A 17876-nucleotide genomic window follows, 5' to 3' on the forward strand; every position below is an offset into this window, starting at 1 on the left:
GGACGTACGCTGCAAGCTGTCTCGCGCTTCTCACGGTCGGCTTTGCCGCTGCCCCGGCCGCTGCCGGCGGCGTCCTGCCGATCGCCTCGCCTGCATCCGGCACCTCATGCGCCCATCACGGCGGGTCTCACGCCAGCGGAACGGCCACCCACGGCACCGGCACCGCCAACGGCAACCTCGCCGGGCTGCCCTGGACCACCAGCAGAAAGGCCTGGCCCTGGCCGAGACCATCACCGAGGCCGGCGAACGCGTCGCCGGCTACCGCGCCGCGGCCGTCGAGTTCTCCGACCGCTGCGCCGGTACCTGCCTCGGCAAACGCGAACTGCGCGCGCTGGTCGCCAACCCCCGCCTCCCAGATCACCGCCCTGCGGCTCGTGGACCTGGCTGGGTCCGGTCAGGTCGAAATCCCGGGTGACCTGACCGATCGAACGCCCACCGCGCCGGCACAACTCGACGATCCCGGCCTTGAACTCCGGTGTGAACGAGCGGCGAGGGCGCGGCTTCTTCTTCCCCCATGCTCTTCATGGTGGACATCCTTCCGGGGGCTCGACCCCTGATCCGGGATGTCCGTCAAACCGAAGCAAGCTCAACTTGAGGAAGGACTCCCCCGCCCCGGCAGTCGCGTTCGGATGCTCCGCGGTGCTGACTGTCGCTTCACTGCGCTGGGCGTTCTCACGAGACCTCGGGCAGCCGTCTCACCACGTGCAGAGAACGGGCCGCTCAGGGCCCGGTCCCGCGGACGCCGGTACGAGAAGACGCTCCGGCATCGAGGCAAGGGTCAGCAGCTGTACGCCGAGGCGGCCGGGTGGCGTCCGGCGGCGGACGCCACCCGGGCCGGGAGTCAGTCGATCCGGGCGCAGAGGTCGTCGGTGGAGCCGTGCGCCAGGGACACCGTCTTGTATCCAGTGGGGGCGATGTCCAGGGTGTACACCCCGTCGACGATGTAGAGCCCTCGTTGCAGGGTGCCGCCGTTCTCCGCGACGCCGACCAGGACCGGACCGAGTACGGCCCAGTACTGCGACCGGTCGGGACGGTACTCCACCACGGCGCTGCCGCTCGCGTCGGCGTCGTAGGACTTTCCGGTGTCCGTGTTGGTGACCCGCACCACCAGGTCGCCGGCGTACGCGGCACGCCTCACCGTGCCGTCGGCGTAGGTCTCCAGGACCCGCCGTTCGACCTCGTCCACCACCGGTTCGCCGTGGACCGGGAAGTCGCACCGGGCGCCGGCCGGGACGTCCCAGGGGGTGGAGGGTGCCGGTTCCCAGCCTCCTGCGGGGGTTGCCGCGGCGGAGGCCTGCCCGGCTGGGGCGAGAAGGGGCAAGATGGCTGCGGACAGTGCAACGAGCGTGCGTCGCATGGTCGCTCCTGTTGTGTCGGAGGTCGGTGGGGGGTGCGCCCACAGCGTCGCCCCGCGTTCTGACCAACCCCTTACCACCATGCGCCCGGACGGTTAGGGTTACGGTGATCATGGAATTTCGCCTGCTCGGACCGTTCGAGGCCCGTCACGACGGCCGACCGGTCGTGGTGGGCGGTCGTCGGCAGGAGCGGTTTCTGCTGGCGGTGCTCCTGCTGCACGCGGACCAGGCTGTGCCGGCGGAGCGTCTCATGGACCTGATGTGGGGTACGTCGTCGGGCTCGCCGCGCGCCACCCTGCACACCTACGTGGGGAGGCTGCGGGCGAGCCTCGCCCCGTTCGGCGTGCGCATCCTGACCAGGCACTCGGGTTACCTCGTCGAGGGGGACGGTCACACCGTCGATGCCCGGGAGTTCACCGGCCTGGTGGGGCGCGCAGCGGCCGCCGGTGATCCGGCGGAGCGGGTGCGCCTGTACGGCGACGCGCTCGCCCTGTGGGGCGGGCCTCTCCTCGCCGACGTGGCCGACGACGAGCTCCGTGACCGGCTGGACGGTGCCCTGGGGCTCGGCGAGGCGCGGCTGACCGCCCTGGAGCTACGCGCCGAGGCCCAGCTCACCATGGGCCTGCACGAGCGGGTGGCCGAGGATCTCGCCCCGTTCGTCCGGCTCCTGCCGGGCCGGGAACGGCTCGTCCTGGCCCAGATGACCGCTCTTTACCGGTGCGGTCGCCGGGCCGAGGCCCTCGAACTCTTCGGTGACACCCGTGTGCGGCTGGCGGAGGAGCTCGGCATCGGCCCCGGCCCCGCCCTGACCGAGTTGCACGGGCGGATGCTGCGCGACGACCCGCGTCTGGACCGCCCGCCCGCGCCGCTGTACGCGGTGCGGGTCGGGGAGGAGTGGCTTCCGTGGACGACCAGCGGCCATCCCGCGCTCGAGTTCTGCAACACCTACGCCGGCTGGGGGTCCTCGGGGCCACTGCCGGGGTCGGACTGGCTGCGCCGTTACTCCGCCCTCGCGGTCTGGTCAGGTCACCTCGGCCTCGCCGACGACCACGACGTCACCCGGCTGCTCGGGCACGCCTCCCGGAACCCGTCCGAAGCCACGGCGGTCCTGGAGGCGGCGCGGGCGTTCCGGTCGAAGCTCTACGCCTGCCTGACCGATCCCGGTGACGCCCACGCCTTCCGGGCAGTGGCGGACGCCGCGCAACGGGCGGCGGCTCTGGCCGTCCTCACCCGGGGTGACGGAGGCCTCGCCTCCTGGCGGCTTCCGCCGGCCGCCGGTCTGAGCCTGCCGGTGCACGCGGTCGCCCTCAGTGCGGCCGAACTGCTGATGGACGCCCGGCGGTTCACGGTCCGCCGTTGTCCCGGCGCCGACTGCGGCTGGCTCTTCCTGGACGAGGCGGGCCGCCGCCGGTGGTGCAGCCTGGCCACCTGCGGCCGGCCCGCGTCGCCCGGCGGTCCCGGAACAGCCGGGCAATGAGGCTGCCCCGGGGCGTGATGGCCCCGGGGCAGCCCTCGCGCTGTTCCTCGACCACGCCGGACCGCGTTTCGCTGCTCGAGCAGTTCGGCGTAGGCGCCGAACGCGGTGGCGATGTCCGCCTGCGCCCAGAGCCGGTGGTAGGTGAAGGCCGGCTCGGAGCCGCCCTCCGGGTAGGCCTCGATCGTGGACCACGCGGGGTCGTTCTTCTAGAAGCTGCGGGTCGAAGGGCACCTTCAGCCGCATGCCCCGGCTCGGCCGGGACCGCTCCCGCAGTCGATCGAGGTCCGCTTCGGCACCAGCCGGGCCGGGGCCATCAACGTCGCGCCCTGCACCACGGCGTCCGTCGACGCGATCGTCCCCGCCCGCCCGGAGACCGACTGGGAGCAGCTGCGCGCGGTGGAGAAGGGCCGGCGCTCCCCTCTCGCCGCGTTGGTGAAGCAGGCCGCCCCGGCCTGACCCGGGCCGCTGCTCGGTGACGCCGCCTCTCCCCGTGCCCGACGGGGAGGGGCGGCGTCGCCGTGTGGGGTCGGCCGCGGCGGCGGAACGGCCCGCGGAGCTTGCCTGGCTCCTGGTCGTACTCCGGCTCCGGTCCCGGGGGCGTGGCGGCCTGGAGACGGGCTGCTTCAACGGCGGCTTCGTTGCGGGCGGCGTCGTCGGCGTGGCAGTCGCCGCGCACCGACAGGTTCCCGGCCTTCCAGGCCGTCCTCGCGGTGGTCCCCTCCCAGCGCGGGTCGGTGAACTTCCTTCCGCACCGCTTGCACACCGGTCGCCGTGCCTGCTGCTAATCGGTGTCAGGGCTGTCCGGGCGGGCGGTGTGGTCGGGGTGGCCGGCGGTGCGCCGGGCCTCTTTCATCTCCGCCTCGTACAGATGGTCCCTGCCGTCGGCCAGCTCTTGAAGTGCCTGCCGTTCCATCTGCTTGAACGGCTCGTAGTAGGTGCGGTTGTAGTCCTCGATGATCTGGAAGGTCCACCGTCCGGGGATGACGTTGCGGCCCAGGATCTCCTGCTGCACGCGGTCGGCCCAGTGTTCGTGGCCGGCCTCGCGCAGCAGGTTCACCGCCCGGTCCAGCTCCAGGTCGGCGCCTCCGGTCAGCTGGTGGAAGGAGTACAGGTGGCCACGGGCCCGCTCGGTCGTCTCCAGGGCCTTCGACAGAGCTCCGAGCGCCTCGACCGTGGCGCCGGTGACGCCGCCGGGTCGCTGATGCCGTGAGTCCGGTCCATCACTATGTGCGTTCATCGACGACCATCCCTTTCGAAGCGGCTCGTGGCTCGGGCAGACGCCCGGGTTCCCCAAATCTCGGGCCGGTCAAAGCCAGGGCACCCGACAATCAACCTGCTGGCCGCACCACGACAGCCGCTTGGTCACCCCATGACAGCGACCACACCCCCGCCCCTCACCCGCTCGCCAGCGCGTGACGGCAAGGGGCGCAGCTCGTTGGTCAGTGCGTTCTCCGAAGTCAGGGCCCCGGGGGCGTCACGGCTGATCCCTCCGGGGCCTACGGGCCTGCTGGAAGCGGCACGGAACAGCACCTGGGCTTCGCTCCCCCGTGTCCGGCGGCACACTCACAGACCGTCCACGCTGCCCGGCGCCTGCGGCGCGCCCGGTGACGGCTGCACGGCTCCGAAGCGGCGGTCGCGGCGGGTGTAGGTGTCGATGGCCTGCCACAGGTGGGTGCGGTCGACATCGGGCCACAGGGTGTCGAGGAAGACGAGTTCGGCATAGGTCGACTGCCAGGGCAGGAAGTTGGAGGTGCGCATCTCGCCGCCGGTGCGGATGAGCAGGTCCACCTCCGGCAGGCCGGGCTGGTGCAGGTGGGCGGCCACATGGCGGGGGGTGATGGTGTCGGGGTCCATCGTCCCCGCGGCCGCCTGGCGGGCCAGTGCGCGGGCGGCGTGGGTGATCTCGGTGCGCCCGCCGTAGTTGAGGCACATGTTCAGGGTCAGGGCGGTGCGGTTGCGGGTGGCGTGCTCGGTGCGGCGCGCTGACTGCACCATCTCCGAGGGCATTCCGTCGGGGATGCCCGACCAGCGCAGCCGGATGTCGCGCTGCCAGATCTCCTCGGTCTCCATGTCGAGGCCGTCCTGGAAGATGCGCAGCAGCGCTTCGACCTCGGTGGCCGGACGCGTCCAGTTCTCCGTGGAGAAGGCGTACAGGCTCAGGCAGGGCAGGCCGATCTCCAAGGCTCCGTGGACGACGTCCCGCAGGGCGAGCTGGCCGGCTTCGTGGCCGGCGGTGCGCGGTCGGCCGCGGTGGGTGGCCCACCGTCCGTTGCCGTCCATGATGACCGCGACGTGCTGGGGCATGCGTCCGGGCGGGAGCACGGGCGGGCGGACGCCGCTGGGGTGCGGCACCGGTGGCAGCAAAGCCTGCGTGTCATGTGGGGTGGGATCGCCTTCCGCGGACCGCGGCGGCGGGATGGAGGCAGGCGTCCGGGCGGCGGTGCGGGCGTGGTGGCGCCAGGCTCTGGCCACGCGGTGCCGGCCGCGTGCCAGCGTGAAGTGGAAGCGGACCGGGTGGGCCCGCGAAGGGCCGTTCAGGAGTGCGTGGGGGCTTTGGTCGATGCGGTCGAGTTCGAGCCGGTGCAGGTCGACGACGGTCCGCAGGGCGGCGGCCATGGGCGGGTGCTGGCTGCCGGCGGCCGCGGTCCGGTCCAGCCACTGACGGGTCCGGGCGGTCATGGCTCGGACCATGTCCGTGTACCGGCCACTCGCTCGTCCTCGGGCGAGGTCCTCGCTGCTGACGCCGTACTCGTCGAGCACGGTGGCCGGCAGCTTGACGAAGCCTTCCATGGCGTCTTCCCGCAGGTCACGCAGCGTATCCAGGAGGTTGAGGGCGTCGGTCCACGCGCGCAGCGCCTCGGCGTCACGGGGAGTGAACGCCAGCCCCGGTGCGGTGAGCAGGTTCAGCAGGCGCTTCGTTCCGAAGGGAAAGGTGAGCGTGCGCCAGTAGGCGAACCAGTCGTCCCAGGTGGCGAGCGCGCTCTCTCCCCCGGCGTCCTGCCGGTAGACGGCGTTGGCCGCCTCCAGTCCGTCGCCGGGCAGGTCCCAGGTCCATACGGCGTGCACGATGGCCGCACGCAGCGGATCCTGGCTGTGGCCCTGGCGCAGATCGGCCTCCAGCAACTCACTGAACCGGCTGACGTGCTCGGACCTTTCCCGTCGGCTGCCGTGCCGGGTGTCGGAGAGGTCGTCGATGTACCGGCCGTATCCGTACACGGCCCACCACACAGGCCGGATGCGGGCGGGGAGGAGCTTGGTGGTGGCTGCTTTCACGGGGCCGGAGCGGTGCAGCAGACGGCGGCAGATCTCGTAACCGGTGATGACCGTGGCGTCGTGGATGCCGGCTTGACGGTACATACGCGCGCGCAGCGGGTGCAGCAGGCGCAGGACCGTCAGGCGGACGGAGGACCTGGAGGCGTGCCGGCGCAGGAGCGTCTGCTTGAGGGTGCGCCGGCTGGTGCGTGCGGTGAAGGCCGCCAGTCCGGCCACCGTCAGCCCGGCCGACCAGCCCAGGCCCAGCAGGAGGTGGCGCCAGGGGACGAGGGTGAGGTCGACCGCGGACACCGCCGCCTGCATCGCCCCGTAGGCGGGCATGAGCCTCAGCAGTGGACTGTCCGCGGCAGGGTTGGCGACGGGGTTCTGCAGACCCAGATCGATGAAGCTGACCATGATGACGACGAACATTCCCGCCAGTTCACTGCGCAGCAGCGCCGCCAGCAGGATCCCCACGCCCCCGTACGTCAGGGCTCCCACCATGAACGCCCCGGCCATGACGTCGAGGCGCTCGGGCCGGTGGAAGACACACACCCACGCCGTGGCGTAGCCGGCCGTCAGCGCCGCGGCGAGCAGCAGCACGCCGCTGCGGGCCAGCAGCAGGCACAGGCGCGGATATCCGGCGAGTACCAGCCGGTGGTCGAACTCTGCTGAGCGGCTGGCGGCCAGGAACATCATGAACCCGACGATCAACGCGATCGCGTGCAGTCCGCCGGACAGCTGCGTCACCGTGTTGGCGTCGAGGTTCACCGGCCGGCCGGCCGCGCGCAGGAAGAACCGCACCGGGTCGCCGGGCAGGACCCGGTAGGCGAGGGTCAGCCACAGCGGGATGAAGAAGACCACCAAGGTCAACGCCAGCCGGTTACGGGCCTGCTCCAGTACCGCGTGACGCACCGCCGTGCCCATGCACTGCCACCACCAGGTCATGCGGCACTCCTCGTCACGGCGCTGTGGTCGGGGGTCAGGACGCCGTCCTGAAGCCGGTGCAGGACGTCCAGGCGTTCCCTGTCGTGGGCGAGGTGGGAGACCACCACGACCGTACGGCCCCGCTCGCACCATCCCCTGGCGATCTCCCAGAAGCACAGATACGTCTCCCAGTCGAAGCCCTGGTACGGCTCGTCCAGCAGCAACACCTCCGGGTCGTGCATCAGCCCCACCGCCAGGTTCAGCTTCTGCCGCGTCCCGCCGCTCAGCGTGTGCAGGCGGCTGCGGGGGCTCTCCTTGAACCGCAGTTGTTCCAGCAGCTCCCACGCCCTCCGGCAGTCGTCGAGCCGGTAGGCGGCCTGGAAGAACCGCACGTGCTCCTGAACGGTCAGCGCCGGGTGCAGCACGGTGTCCTGCGGGCAGTAGCCGATCCGGCCACGGCACCGGACCGTGCCGCTGTCGGCCGCCGCCTGCCCCACCAGGATCCGCAGCAACGTGCTCTTGCCCGCGCCGTTCGCCCCGACGATGCCGAGCAGACAGCCCTGGGGCACGTCCAGGTTCACCCCACGCAGCACCGGGCGCCGGCCGTAGGCCTTGTGCACGTCGTGGAGGCGCAGAACGGCGCTCGTAGGCGCCGAAGTTAAGAAGTTCACATCATCAGCTAACGATGGAATCGCGAGATGGTAGCGGGAGCGAACCCGTACCGGGCCGGCGCGAAACGCGGCATCCGCCGTGCGGGGGTCCTCCACGGCCTGACCGGATCCGCGCCGTCGGCCACACCCGCGCCGGAGCCGGCTTCGAAGACGGCACCGGCACCGCGTCCAGGCCCCTGACCGGCCGGAAGCACCTCCGGTCGGGTCGTTCGCCGCGTGCGGGTGTCCCGCCGCCCGGGTCACCACCGTCAAGGCCGTCCGGCGTGCCGGCGTCGGCGCCACGGAACTTCGCAGTGGGAGGGAGCAGGCACGCGGGAAGATCTCGGAAAAAGGTGACGTGAACTGTCACCTTTGGCGTGCACCGTAGTGGCATGGAAAAGAACACCACCACTCGGTACGCCGACCGGGCAGCCCCGCTCACCGGCCGGATCGCGCTCGTCGCCGGGGCCACCCGCGGCGCCGGCCGTGCCCTCGCCGTCGAGCTCGGCCGCGCCGGCGCCACCGTCTACGTCACCGGCCGCACCACCCGCGAGCGCGCCAGCGAGGTCGGCCGGACCACGGAGACCATCGAGGAGACCGCGGACCTGGTCACGGCGGCCGGCGGCACCGGCATCGCCGTCCCCACCGATCACTTGGAGGAGGACCAGGTGCGCGCCCTCACCGAGCGGATCGACCGCGAACAGGGGCGGCTCGACATCCTCGTCAACGACCTCTGGGGCGGCGAGCACCTGCTCGTCAGCTCCGTCTTCGGCAGGAAGAGCTGGGAGACACCGCTCGCCGACGGCCTGCGCGTCCTGGAGCTCGGGGTGCGCTCCCACGTGATCACCGCGGCACTCGCCCTTCCGCTCCTGGTCCGCTCCGACGCGCCGCTGCACGTGGAGGTCACCGACGGCACGGCGGCCTCCAACCGCCGTTACCGCGAGAACCTCTATTACGACCTCGCGAAGAACGCCCCGATCCGGATCGCGTTCGGGCTGGGCGAGGAACTGGCGGAGTACGGGGGCACGGCGGTCGCGGTGACGCCGGGCTTCCTGCGCTCGGAGCAGATGCTCGCCCACTTCGGCGTGACGGAGGGGAACTGGCGCGACGCAGTCGTCCAGGAGCCGGCCTTCGCCATCGCCGAGTCACCGCACTACCTAGCTCGCGGAGTCGCCGCGCTCGCCGCCGACCCGGACCGGGCGGCCCGCTGGAACGGGAGGTCCACCTCCAGCGCGGAACTCGCCAGGACCTACGGCGTACGGGACGTGGACGGCAGCCGGCCGGACGCCTGGGGGTACTTCGAGGACGTCGTGTACGGCGGTAAGGAGGGCTCGCCGGACGACTACCGCTGATCATCCTCCGCATCCGTCCCGTACAGGGCGGTGAGGGCCCGCGCGTGCTCGCGGAAGCGGGCGCGCAGGCCCTGCGGGGCCAGTACCTCCGCGTCCGCGCCCAGTTCGGCCAGCTGGGCGAAGGCGACGTCCTCCGACTCCACCGGCAGGTCGAGCGTGACGCGCCCGCCGGAGTCCGGCACGGTCGCGGAGGCCAGCGCCTCGCTCACGCCGGCCGGGTCCGCCACGGCGGGCAGGCGGCGCAGGCCGCGCTCCGTCAGACGCACGGTGACGATCTCGCGCAGCAGCGCCCGGGCGAACCCGGCGGAGTGGGCCCGCCAGTACGCGGCCAGGTCGAAGGACGGGTCACGGACGAAGGGGTCGTCGGCGCCGGGAGCGGGCGACAGTCCCGTGACGCGGTCGACCCGGTAGGTGCGCCAGGCGCCGGACCGGTCCGCTCGCCCGCCGGGGACACGTCCCACGACGTACCACACCCCCGCTTTCAGGACGAGCCCGTACGGCTGCAGCGGGCGGGTCACCGTGCGGGGCGGCGCGCCGTCCCGGCCCGGCCGCGCGTAGGCCAGTTCGACCGTGCGGTCGGACCACACGGCGCGGGCCAGCTCCGGCAGCAGTTCCGGCGCCGACGGCTCGCGGAACCAGGCCGGGGCGTCCAGGTGGAAGCGGCGCACCGACGACTCGGCCGCCTCACGCAGCGACGGGAGCAAGGTGGCCGACAGCTTCAGCCGGGCCGTGTCCGCCGCGCCGGACAGTCCCAGGTCGTGCAGGGCCGTGGGGAGACCGGAGAGGTAGAGGGTTTCCGCCTCGCTGGGGTGCAGCGTGGTGAGCCGGGTCCGGTGCCCCGGCGCCAGGTGGTAGCCGCCCGCACGGCCGCGCTCGGACCGGACGGGAACGCCCGCCTCCTGCAGGGCCTGGGCGTCGCGGATCACGGTGCGCACGGAGACGCCCAACTCGCGGGCGAGCGCGGCGGCGGTCAGACCGGGACTCGACTGGACGAGAAGCGCCATGCGGATCAGGCGGGCAGCACGCATGGCCCAAGGATCGTGGACCGGCCCCCGGATCCTGAAACCGGCCCCTGCCTCACCCTCGGAGGTCCTCTCCCCCATCGCTGCGACCGCACCCCGACCCGCCGTGCCGTCCCGCATCGCGTAGGACCGGCCGCCCCGCACGCCCGACTCCGTGCCGGAGCGGTGCTCCCGGTCCCCGGCACGGGGCCGGCCACTCAGACGGTCCCTGAGTACTCCCGCTCATGATCCGCGAGGTCGCCGCTGCCTAGGGTGACCCGCATGAACACGGAACAGGCCCCCGGCGGCACCCCGACCGCGGACACGCCCCGGTGGTCGAAGGGCTGCTCGATCGCTGTCTTCGTCCTCCTCGGCCTGACCGGCCTCGGGGCCTGGGGACTGGCCGAGCTCGAGAAGGGTCTCGACGGTTACGGCCAGCTGGAACAGGGCGGCCCCGCCGGATCCGTGGCGGACCCCCTCGGCCCCGGCGCGACCGCCCGGTACGAGGACGGTCTGAAGGTGACCGTCAGCCGTCCGCGCCCGGAGCCCGACGGCACCTACGGCCTCACCGTGACCTATGACAACGGCACCGACGGGACGGTGCGCCCCATCGGTGATTCGCCCGGCACGGGCGTCTCCGAGTACGGCCCCGCGCCCCTGGTCGTCCGCGCGGGCCGGTCCCTCGACGACCGCTCCTCCGGGGTCACTCCGAGCTGGCTGAACTCGGAGGAGGTCGCCGCCGCCCTCGTGCCGCCCCTGGGACCGGACCGCAGGCGCACCGTCCCGGTCCGCATCAAGCCGAACGGCGAGGGGGTCACGGTCACGGTGGAAGTGGCCCCGCCGACCGCCTCGTTCCGCGAGACGGCCTACTTCCAGCTCACCCTGGAATGACCTTGCCGGAGCCACCGGTAAAAGGCCTGGGTCAGATCGCCGGTCCCCGCCGCCGGTGCCGGTGGTGGCGGGCAGGCACGACGGCGAGGTCACCGAGGCCGGCTGAACACGGAAGGCCCGCCCTTCCCGGCGGGGAGGGGCGGGCCCGGAAGGGCACTCCGCGTATCAGTCGACGTACGTGATCTCCGACGAGGAGTAGAGGCAGTGGGTGCCGTCCGCACCCGAGCCGATCTCGCTCGGCTCACCGCTCGTCGTGCCCCGGTACTTGGTGCAGATCTTCATGTCCCGGCCGGCGTCCTCGTAGATCGTGACGTCCGAGATCCGTGCCGTGTCGCCGTAGTTGGTGTTGATGCCGACCAGGCTGGTGCCGGGGGCGGTCGCCCAGATGTTCTGCAGCTGGATGTGGCGGGCGTTCTGCGTGGAGCAGTTGCCGCAGGAGCGGACCAGCTTGCCGAAGTCGTCCACCTGGAAGTTCTTCACGACCAGGGTGCCGACGCCGTTGTGCTGGAACACCTTGTCCTCGGCCAGTTTCGCGCCACCGCCGTCGATCGTGCGGACCGTCGAGGAGGAGCCGCCGCGGAAGGTCGCGGCGTCCTCGCCCACGTCCTCCCACCAGACGTTCTTGATGGTGCAGGCGCCCGCGCAGTGCACACCGTCGGCGGCCGGAGCGCCGAGGATGACGTTCTGCAGGGTGGCGCCGTCCACCAGCCTGATCATCGGGGGCTGGCTCTCGTCCTGGTCACCGCTGCCCAGATCGCCGCTGCCGTACAGGCGCTTCATGCCACCGTCGTACGTGCCCGAGACCTCGATGGTCGACGAGACCGCCTGGCTGCCGTTGGCGGTCGGCCACGACGGCCGGTTCGTGGGCGGGTCGGTCGGCTCGGCAGGCGGGTCCGTCGGCTCGGTCGGCGGGTCCGTGGGGACGGTGCCGGACGCCGTGAAGGTCCAGTTCTTGCTCGTCACGGAGTCGCAGGAGTTCTGCTGCACCAGGGCGCCGGAGGCGGTCGAACTGTCCTTGACGTTGAGGCACTTGCCGCCGTTGCTGTTGACGACCCGGTAGGTGTTGCCGCTGACCGGCGTCAGGGCCCACACCTGGGTGGCGGTGCCGGCGCAGTTCTGCTGCTCCACGGCCTTGCCCGCGCTGGTGGAGGCGTCCCGCACACCGGCGCACTTGGCGCTGTGCGCGGCGGCCAGGGTGTGCCCGCTTCCTGAGGCGGTGAGCTTCCAGGTCTGGTTCGCGGCTCCGGTGCAGGTGCTCTGGGTGAGCTGCGTGCCTGCGGCCGTGCCGGCGCCCGGCACCGTCAGGCACAGACCGCTCGCCGCGTTCTTCAGGCTGTACGAGCCCGCGGCGGGTGCCGCCGAGGCCGAGCCGGTCGCGAAGAGGGTGGTGAGACCCGCGGCGAGGAGTGACGCCGCGGTGGCGAAGGCGGCGGCAGCACGGCCGACACGCCTTCTGACGTGCTGATTCTCTGTACGCACTGGCTGTTCCTTTCACCGCCTGCGGCGTCCTCCGCAGGCACCTGGGGGGTTGGTGCGGTGGTGAAGGCCGGTTCACGACTGCGGAGCGGGATTCAGCAGAATGAACCAGATTCGTGTATGCGAACATTCGTGACGGTAGGTCACGCACATGGCGCGGTCAACAAGTTGAGCGGAAGGATCAGTCGGCCGACCGGTCCGGGGCGGCGCGACGGGAACCCCGCCGGCCGGCGAGGCCGACCGTATGGGTCATGCGGTGGCGGGATCGGGTCCCGCGCCCTCCGATGTCCGGGCCGGCGGATCGACCGCCGCGGGGCCCGGGCCGGGGTCGCGGGCGCGACGGCCGTCGTGAGCCGTGGCCGGTTCAGCCGTTCGGCCTCGTCCCGGTTCCCGCCCTCGAGCAACCCGCCCGGGCCCCGGTGTCCACCCGGCCGGCACGCACCCGGTTGTCTCAGGTCGTGTGACGGCTGTTGACAGGCGCAGGCGCTGCTGGCTTCATGAACGAGCACGATGGGAGCGCTCCCATGGTCCCGATGTGCGATTTCTTGAATCCGGATCGAGACAAAGCACCGCACAGCGGCGCACATGCCGCCGCGCTCCTGCGGGGTCCGGCTCGGTGACATCACCGCACGCATCACCGTTCCCACGGGCCGCACAGCCGCACAGCCGCACAGCCGCACAGCCGCAAGACGGCACCACCCGCAGGCCGCCCCTCCGGGCGCCGGAGCCTCGCCCGCCGCCCGTGCCACCGACGTCGGAAGGAACGTTCCGTTGCGCCTCTTCAATGTGTTCCGCCGCAGACGAGGACTCGACGCCCCGGCCACCGCCGGGCGTCACGCGGGGCTGACAGCCCTCGCCGGGGTGATCCTCGCCGGCGCCCTGTTACCCCTGTCGGCCTCGACCCCCGCCTCCGCCGCGCCCACCTTCGCCTACGGCGAGGCGCTGCAGAAGTCGCTGCTCTTCTACGAGGCCCAGCAGTCCGGCCGCCTGCCCGACTTCAACCGCGTCGACTGGCGCGGGGACTCGGGCCTGGACGACGGCAAGGACGCGGGCCTCGACCTCACCGGCGGCTGGTACGACGCCGGCGACCACGTCAAGTTCGGGCTGCCCATGGCGTACTCCGCGACGATGCTCGCCTGGGGCGGCATCGAGCAGAAGGCCGCCTACACCTCCTCCGGCCAGCTCGAGCACCTGCGGAACAACCTGCGCTTCGTCAACGACTACTTCGTCAAGGCGCACCCCTCGCCGAACGTCCTCTACGGTCAGGTCGGCAACGGCGCGGACGACCACAAGTGGTGGGGTCCGGCCGAGGTCATGCCGATGGCCCGGCCCGCCTACAAGATCGACGCCTCCTGCCCCGGCTCCGACCTCGCGGGCGAGACCGCCGCCGCCATGGCGGCGTCCTCCATCGTCTTCCGCGACTCCGACCCGGCGTACGCCGACAAGCTGCTCACCCACGCCGAACAGCTCTACACCTTCGCCGACACCTACCGGGGCAAGTACAGCGACTGCATCACCGACGCGCAGTCCTACTACAAGTCCTGGAGCGGCTACCACGACGAGCTGGTCTGGGGCGCGATCTGGCTCCACAAGGCCACCGGCGACGCCTCCTACCTGAGCAAGGCCGAGACGTACTACGACAACCTCTCCACCGAGCCGCAGACCACCACCCGCTCCTACCGGTGGACGATCTCCTGGGACGACACGTCCTACGGCTCCTACGTGATGCTCGCCAAGCTGACCGGCAAGCAGCGGTACACCGACGACGCCAACCGCTGGCTCGACTGGTGGACGAGCGGGGTGAACGGCCAGAAGGTGAAGTACTCACCCGGCGGGCAGGCCGTCCTCGACAGCTGGGGTTCGCTGCGGTACGCGGCCAACACCGCGTTCGTCGCGCTCTCCTACTCCGACTGGCTGACCGGCGACAGCGAGCGCAAGCAGCGCTACCACGACTTCGCCGTCCGGCAGATCAACTACGCGCTCGGAGACAACCCGCGCAAGTCGAGCTACGTGGTCGGCTTCGGGACGAACCCGCCCACCAAGCCGCACCACCGCACCGCGCACGGCTCCTGGACCGACCAGATCACCAGCCCGGTCGAGAGCCGGCACGTGCTGTACGGCGCGCTGGTCGGCGGTCCGAGCGCCGCGGACGACGCCTACACCGACGACCGGTCCAACTACACCAACAACGAGGTCGCCACCGACTACAACGCGGCCTTCACCGGTGCGCTGGCCCGCCTCTACGCGGAGTACGGCGGCGCGCCGCTCGCGAGCTTCCCGCAGGCCGAGAAGCCGGACGGACCCGAGATGTCCGTGCAGGCCTCGGTGAACGCCACCGGCTCCAGCTTCACCGAAATCAAGGCGTATCTGGTCAACAGGTCGGCCTGGCCCGCGCGGGCGCTGAACGACGCGTCGCTGCGGTACTACTTCACCCTTGAGGACGGCGTCACGCCCGCCCAGATCACCCTGACCACCAACTACAACCAGTGCGGCAAGGTCAGCGGGCCCACGCAGTTCAAGGACGACGTCTACTACGTGACCGTGGACTGCTCGGACACGGTGATCGCCCCGGCGGGCCAGTCGGCGTACCGCAAGGAGATCCAGTTCCGGATCGCCTCCGCAGGCGCCTGGAACCCGGCGAACGACTGGTCCTACCAGGGCGTCCCCACCGCCTCCGGCAGCACGCCCGTCGACGCGGCGAACATCGTGCTGATGGAGGGCACGGCCAAGCAGTGGGGCGCGACCCCGGACGGGACGACGCCCACGCCCGGCCCGACGCCCACCCCCACCCCCACGCCGACGCCCACCCCCACGCCGACCGGTCCGTGCTCGGTGACGTACAAGGTCACCAGCGCCTGGGGAAGCGGCTTCACCGCCGACGTCGCGGTGAAGAACACCGGAACGACAGCGATCACCGGCGGCTGGAAGCTGGGCTTCACCTTCCAGGGCGGTGAACGGGTCACCAGCGCCTGGAACGCCACCGCCACCCAGTCAGGGGCCGACGTCACCGTGACCCACGCCGCGCACAACGGCGACATCCCGGCGGGCGGCACCGCCTCGTTCGGCTTCCAGGGCACCGGAACGCCCGTGGGCGCCAAGGCCTTCGCCCTCAACGGAAAGAGCTGCGGATAGGCATCCGGGCCGGGCTGGCCCGGGCCCGGCCCGGTCCGACTCGTACGGCCTCCGGCTCCGCCAGTGCCACGGCAGACTGGCGGGCGGTCCATCCGTCGCCGCGGCATGTCTGTCCTGACCGTGCCGACGCACGCGCAGACCACGGCCGGCGTATCCGTCGGGGAGGGCCTGGCGTACTGGAAGGTCGTCTCATTCGGCTGTCTCCCGGTAGCGGATGGTGAGCGGCGGACGGCTACGATCACGGCCATGAATACGGGGGCGCGCGGCCGAAGGTGGGCCGTGGTCGAGGTAGTGGTCGCTGTGGTGTGCGCGCTGGGGGCCGCGGGTCTGTTGTGGTGGCTGGGCTGGTCCAGCTCCTGGAGCCTGGGGGTACTCGCGTCCAGGGGGGCGGCCAAGGCGGCCGTACTGGGGGTGGCGGGTCTGGCAGGCGGATTGCTGTGGCTGCGACAGCGTCGTAACCGGTCGGAGGACTCGCAGGAGTAGCCGGCCGCGGGACTCCGTTGCGTCGGCCTCGAGCGGCGAGTCCTCGGCAGCGGATGAGGGTGCGGGCGATGCTGGTGAGGGCGAGGAAGCGCTCGGCCTTGCGTTCGTGGCGGCGGTGGGCCGTCGCGCCGGACGGGGCGGCGGGCAGTTGCTGCCACGTGCGGCCCGAGGCCGCCACGAACGCGATCGCGGCCGGCACCTCACGGTCGCCGTGACGACGCCGGTCACCACCCTGACGCGGCGACGGCGCCTCCGGCACCAGCCGCTCAACGATCCCCGCGCCGGGAGGCCACCGACTGCAGGAGAAGGCGAAGGCCCGTGGTCAGTGGCCCATTCGGCGCTGCTCGTCGAACCGAAGCAGCACCCGTACCAGACGCCGCACTCCGGCCACCGCTCCGAGCAGTGCGCCCCCTGCCGACACGCCTCTCTCCGCCGAACCAGAAAGATCAAGGACTTGGACGAGAGTCCAGGCGACGACAAGAATCACCCCAGCCAGCGCGGCGGCAGTCACCAGGGCGAAAACGATCTCCACCGTCATGGCGTCCTTTTCCCACCGCGACTCACGCCCCATGTCCATGCCGCAAGTCTCACATCGCCGTCAAGTCCACCGCGCCTGTGCCTGACCACTGACGCTCACGGGCGACTCGATCACCGATCGGGATGACTTGTGAGAACCGCCCGCACGACGGCGGAACGATGTGGAGCCGGGGCCGACGCTCTCCCCCGCCCCCGCCCGGCCGCGCCTCTTGGGCGTCGCCATGACGGAACCGGAAGGAGGCAGCAGGTGGTCCCCGGAGGCCCGGGGTAAAAGGGCAGGCGTCGCGGGCGCGTGGTGCCGCAGTCGGGCTGCCGTCGATGGAGACTGAGACGGTGACCTCGAACACTCTTCGTCGCCGGGTCCGCGAGACCGTCTCCCGACGCCGGGCACACGCGCCAAAGGAGCGGGTGCCGTTGCTGACGCGGTACGGCAGGGCCGCCTGGGTGCTTCCCATGGGCTGCCTGATCGCCATCATCGTCGTCGGTGAGCTGGGGCCATCCATCCGCATGGTGGACTGGCTGCTGATGGTGCCGCTGCTGGCGTCCGGAGTCTGCTCGCCCACGGTCACCTTCCTCTTCGCGGTCCTGGTGGTGGCGATCAACCGCTGGGTGGACATCGCCCACCCGTCCGTGGTCATCCGTCCCGAGGACTTCCTTCTCCAAGTCACCGCCGCGCTCCTCGCGCTCCTCATCGCGGTGCTCCGGGCACAGGCCTACGTCTACATACGCCACCTGCAGAACGCCGCCGAAATCACCCGTCAGGTCATCCTGCCGCCACTCCCACCGAGTTGACGATGTCCACCACCACCGGGTGACGTCATGTCCGGTGGACGTCCGCAGCACTCGGGACCACCCACAGCCGCCACAGCACGGACCAACCGCTGCCGCTTCAGGTTCTGGTCCGCGGTCACCGCTCGGGGGCGAGAGCGAAGGCAGCGGGGTTCACGAAGGGTGATCGCCTTCGGGCAGGTAGTAGGTCTGCCGCAGAAAGGCGGCCACGTCCTCGAGTGCCTGGACGTAACCGGCGGTGTAGCGCGCGTCGGTGTCCGTACGTCCGCTCTCCGCCTCCGCCCACCGGTCCAGGTGCATGGCGATGTGCAAGTGGTTTCTGTACAGCGGACCGTCGTCGCCGTCGAGGGCCGCTCGCGCCCGCCGCTCGTCCCAGTCGTCGAGCGCATCGGTGTCGAAGTCCAGCAGTTCTTGGTCCGGAGGCTGCATCGGCGTCCCTCCTCGTTCCCTTCGTGGTTCATGACACCCGTTGCGGGTTCCCGTTCCGCGGTGCGGAGAATCTCGTGCCGGCCACGGGAGAGTCATGGGGAACGGGTGTTCGTCCGGCGCGGGCG

General features: G+C 71.5%; 15 protein-coding genes and 2 pseudogenes. 5 read left to right on the forward strand and 12 right to left on the reverse strand.

Features of this window, described 5'->3' with window-relative positions:
- Positions 1-127 precede the first annotated feature (127 nt).
- Both A2U95_RS31525 and A2U95_RS31530 read right to left on the reverse strand, forming a co-directional pair.
- Complete coding sequence (locus A2U95_RS31525; protein WP_166029379.1) at positions 128-361, reverse strand: hypothetical protein; 234 nt, start codon at positions 359-361, stop codon at positions 128-130.
- A 480-nt stretch (positions 362-841) separates the two neighbouring features.
- On the reverse strand, positions 842-1357 hold the full coding sequence (locus A2U95_RS31530) for a hypothetical protein (RefSeq protein ID WP_166029381.1): 516 nt from the start codon (positions 1355-1357) through the stop codon (positions 842-844).
- Positions 1358-1467: 110 nt separating this feature from the next.
- Here A2U95_RS31530 and A2U95_RS31535 point away from each other — a divergent pair, with 110 nt between their 5' ends.
- Positions 1468-2832 (forward strand): AfsR/SARP family transcriptional regulator, encoded by a 1365-nt coding sequence (locus A2U95_RS31535; RefSeq protein WP_166029383.1) that lies wholly within the window; start codon positions 1468-1470, stop codon positions 2830-2832.
- Positions 2833-2906: 74 nt separating this feature from the next.
- On the opposite strand, the pseudogene A2U95_RS33500 reads toward A2U95_RS31535, so the two are convergent.
- The 4 genes and pseudogenes from A2U95_RS33500 to A2U95_RS31565 form a co-directional block, all read right to left on the reverse strand.
- Positions 2907-3038: pseudogene (locus A2U95_RS33500) on the reverse strand (glycoside hydrolase family 48 protein); the annotation flags it as partial.
- A 575-nt stretch (positions 3039-3613) separates the two neighbouring features.
- Entirely contained in the window at positions 3614-4069 is a 456-nt protein-coding gene (locus A2U95_RS31555; RefSeq protein WP_166029385.1) for a hypothetical protein, read from the reverse strand.
- A 326-nt stretch (positions 4070-4395) separates the two neighbouring features.
- Positions 4396-7032 carry a polyprenyl diphosphate synthase gene (uppS, locus tag A2U95_RS31560; RefSeq protein ID WP_166029387.1) on the reverse strand — a complete coding sequence of 879 codons (2637 nt, stop codon included), beginning with the start codon at positions 7030-7032 and terminating at the stop codon, positions 4396-4398.
- Complete coding sequence (locus tag A2U95_RS31565; protein ID WP_240958527.1) at positions 7029-7631, reverse strand: ABC transporter ATP-binding protein; 603 nt, start codon at positions 7629-7631, stop codon at positions 7029-7031. Before A2U95_RS31565 ends, uppS begins: the two co-directional genes overlap by 4 nt.
- 422 nt (positions 7632-8053) lie before the next feature.
- Between A2U95_RS31565 and A2U95_RS31570 the strand changes: the two genes are divergently transcribed.
- Positions 8054-9013 carry an SDR family oxidoreductase gene (locus tag A2U95_RS31570; RefSeq protein WP_166029391.1) on the forward strand — a complete coding sequence of 320 codons (960 nt, stop codon included), beginning with the start codon at positions 8054-8056 and terminating at the stop codon, positions 9011-9013.
- Here A2U95_RS31570 and A2U95_RS31575 read toward each other — a convergent pair.
- On the reverse strand, positions 9004-10041 hold the full coding sequence (locus A2U95_RS31575) for a helix-turn-helix transcriptional regulator (protein ID WP_166029393.1): 1038 nt from the start codon (positions 10039-10041) through the stop codon (positions 9004-9006). The two genes, A2U95_RS31570 and A2U95_RS31575, sit on opposite strands and share 10 nt — an antisense overlap.
- Before the next feature lie 255 nt (positions 10042-10296).
- On the opposite strand from A2U95_RS31575, the gene A2U95_RS31580 reads away from it, so the two are divergent.
- Entirely contained in the window at positions 10297-10905 is a 609-nt protein-coding gene (locus tag A2U95_RS31580; RefSeq protein ID WP_166029395.1) for a hypothetical protein, read from the forward strand.
- Positions 10906-11070: 165 nt separating this feature from the next.
- On the opposite strand, the gene A2U95_RS33270 is transcribed toward A2U95_RS31580, so the two are convergent.
- Together A2U95_RS33270 and A2U95_RS33505 are read right to left on the reverse strand one after the other, a co-directional pair.
- Entirely contained in the window at positions 11071-11868 is a 798-nt protein-coding gene (locus A2U95_RS33270; RefSeq protein ID WP_420857086.1) for a pectate lyase, read from the reverse strand.
- Positions 11842-12384, reverse strand: a pseudogene (locus A2U95_RS33505) (RICIN domain-containing protein); the annotation flags it as partial. The gene A2U95_RS33270 and the pseudogene A2U95_RS33505, both read right to left, overlap by 27 nt.
- 768 nt (positions 12385-13152) lie before the next feature.
- Between A2U95_RS33505 and A2U95_RS31590 the strand changes: the two are divergent.
- Positions 13153-15513: a glycoside hydrolase family 9 protein gene (locus A2U95_RS31590; RefSeq protein ID WP_240958529.1), complete on the forward strand. Its 2361-nt coding sequence runs from the start codon at positions 13153-13155 to the stop codon at positions 15511-15513.
- A gap of 238 nt (positions 15514-15751) precedes the next feature.
- On the opposite strand, the gene A2U95_RS33660 is transcribed toward A2U95_RS31590, so the two are convergent.
- Together A2U95_RS33660 and A2U95_RS31595 are read right to left on the reverse strand one after the other, a co-directional pair.
- The gene (locus tag A2U95_RS33660; RefSeq protein ID WP_338104506.1) at positions 15752-16270 is read right to left on the reverse strand and encodes a transposase; all 519 of its coding nucleotides are present in this window, start codon (positions 16268-16270) and stop codon (positions 15752-15754) included.
- A gap of 48 nt (positions 16271-16318) precedes the next feature.
- On the reverse strand, positions 16319-16573 hold the full coding sequence (locus A2U95_RS31595) for a DUF6332 family protein (RefSeq protein WP_206283137.1): 255 nt from the start codon (positions 16571-16573) through the stop codon (positions 16319-16321).
- 368 nt (positions 16574-16941) lie between these two features.
- Here A2U95_RS31595 and A2U95_RS31600 point away from each other — a divergent pair, with 368 nt between their 5' ends.
- Positions 16942-17325 (forward strand): hypothetical protein, encoded by a 384-nt coding sequence (locus A2U95_RS31600; RefSeq protein ID WP_166029401.1) that lies wholly within the window; start codon positions 16942-16944, stop codon positions 17323-17325.
- Between the two features lie 150 nt (positions 17326-17475).
- On the opposite strand, the gene A2U95_RS31605 is transcribed toward A2U95_RS31600, so the two are convergent.
- Positions 17476-17751 (reverse strand): hypothetical protein, encoded by a 276-nt coding sequence (locus tag A2U95_RS31605; RefSeq protein ID WP_166029403.1) that lies wholly within the window; start codon positions 17749-17751, stop codon positions 17476-17478.
- Positions 17752-17876 lie beyond the last annotated feature (125 nt).

Origin of the sequence: Streptomyces chilikensis, assembly GCF_001642695.1 — a bacterium.
Classification (GTDB): Bacteria; Actinomycetota; Actinomycetes; order Streptomycetales; family Streptomycetaceae; genus Streptomyces; species Streptomyces chilikensis.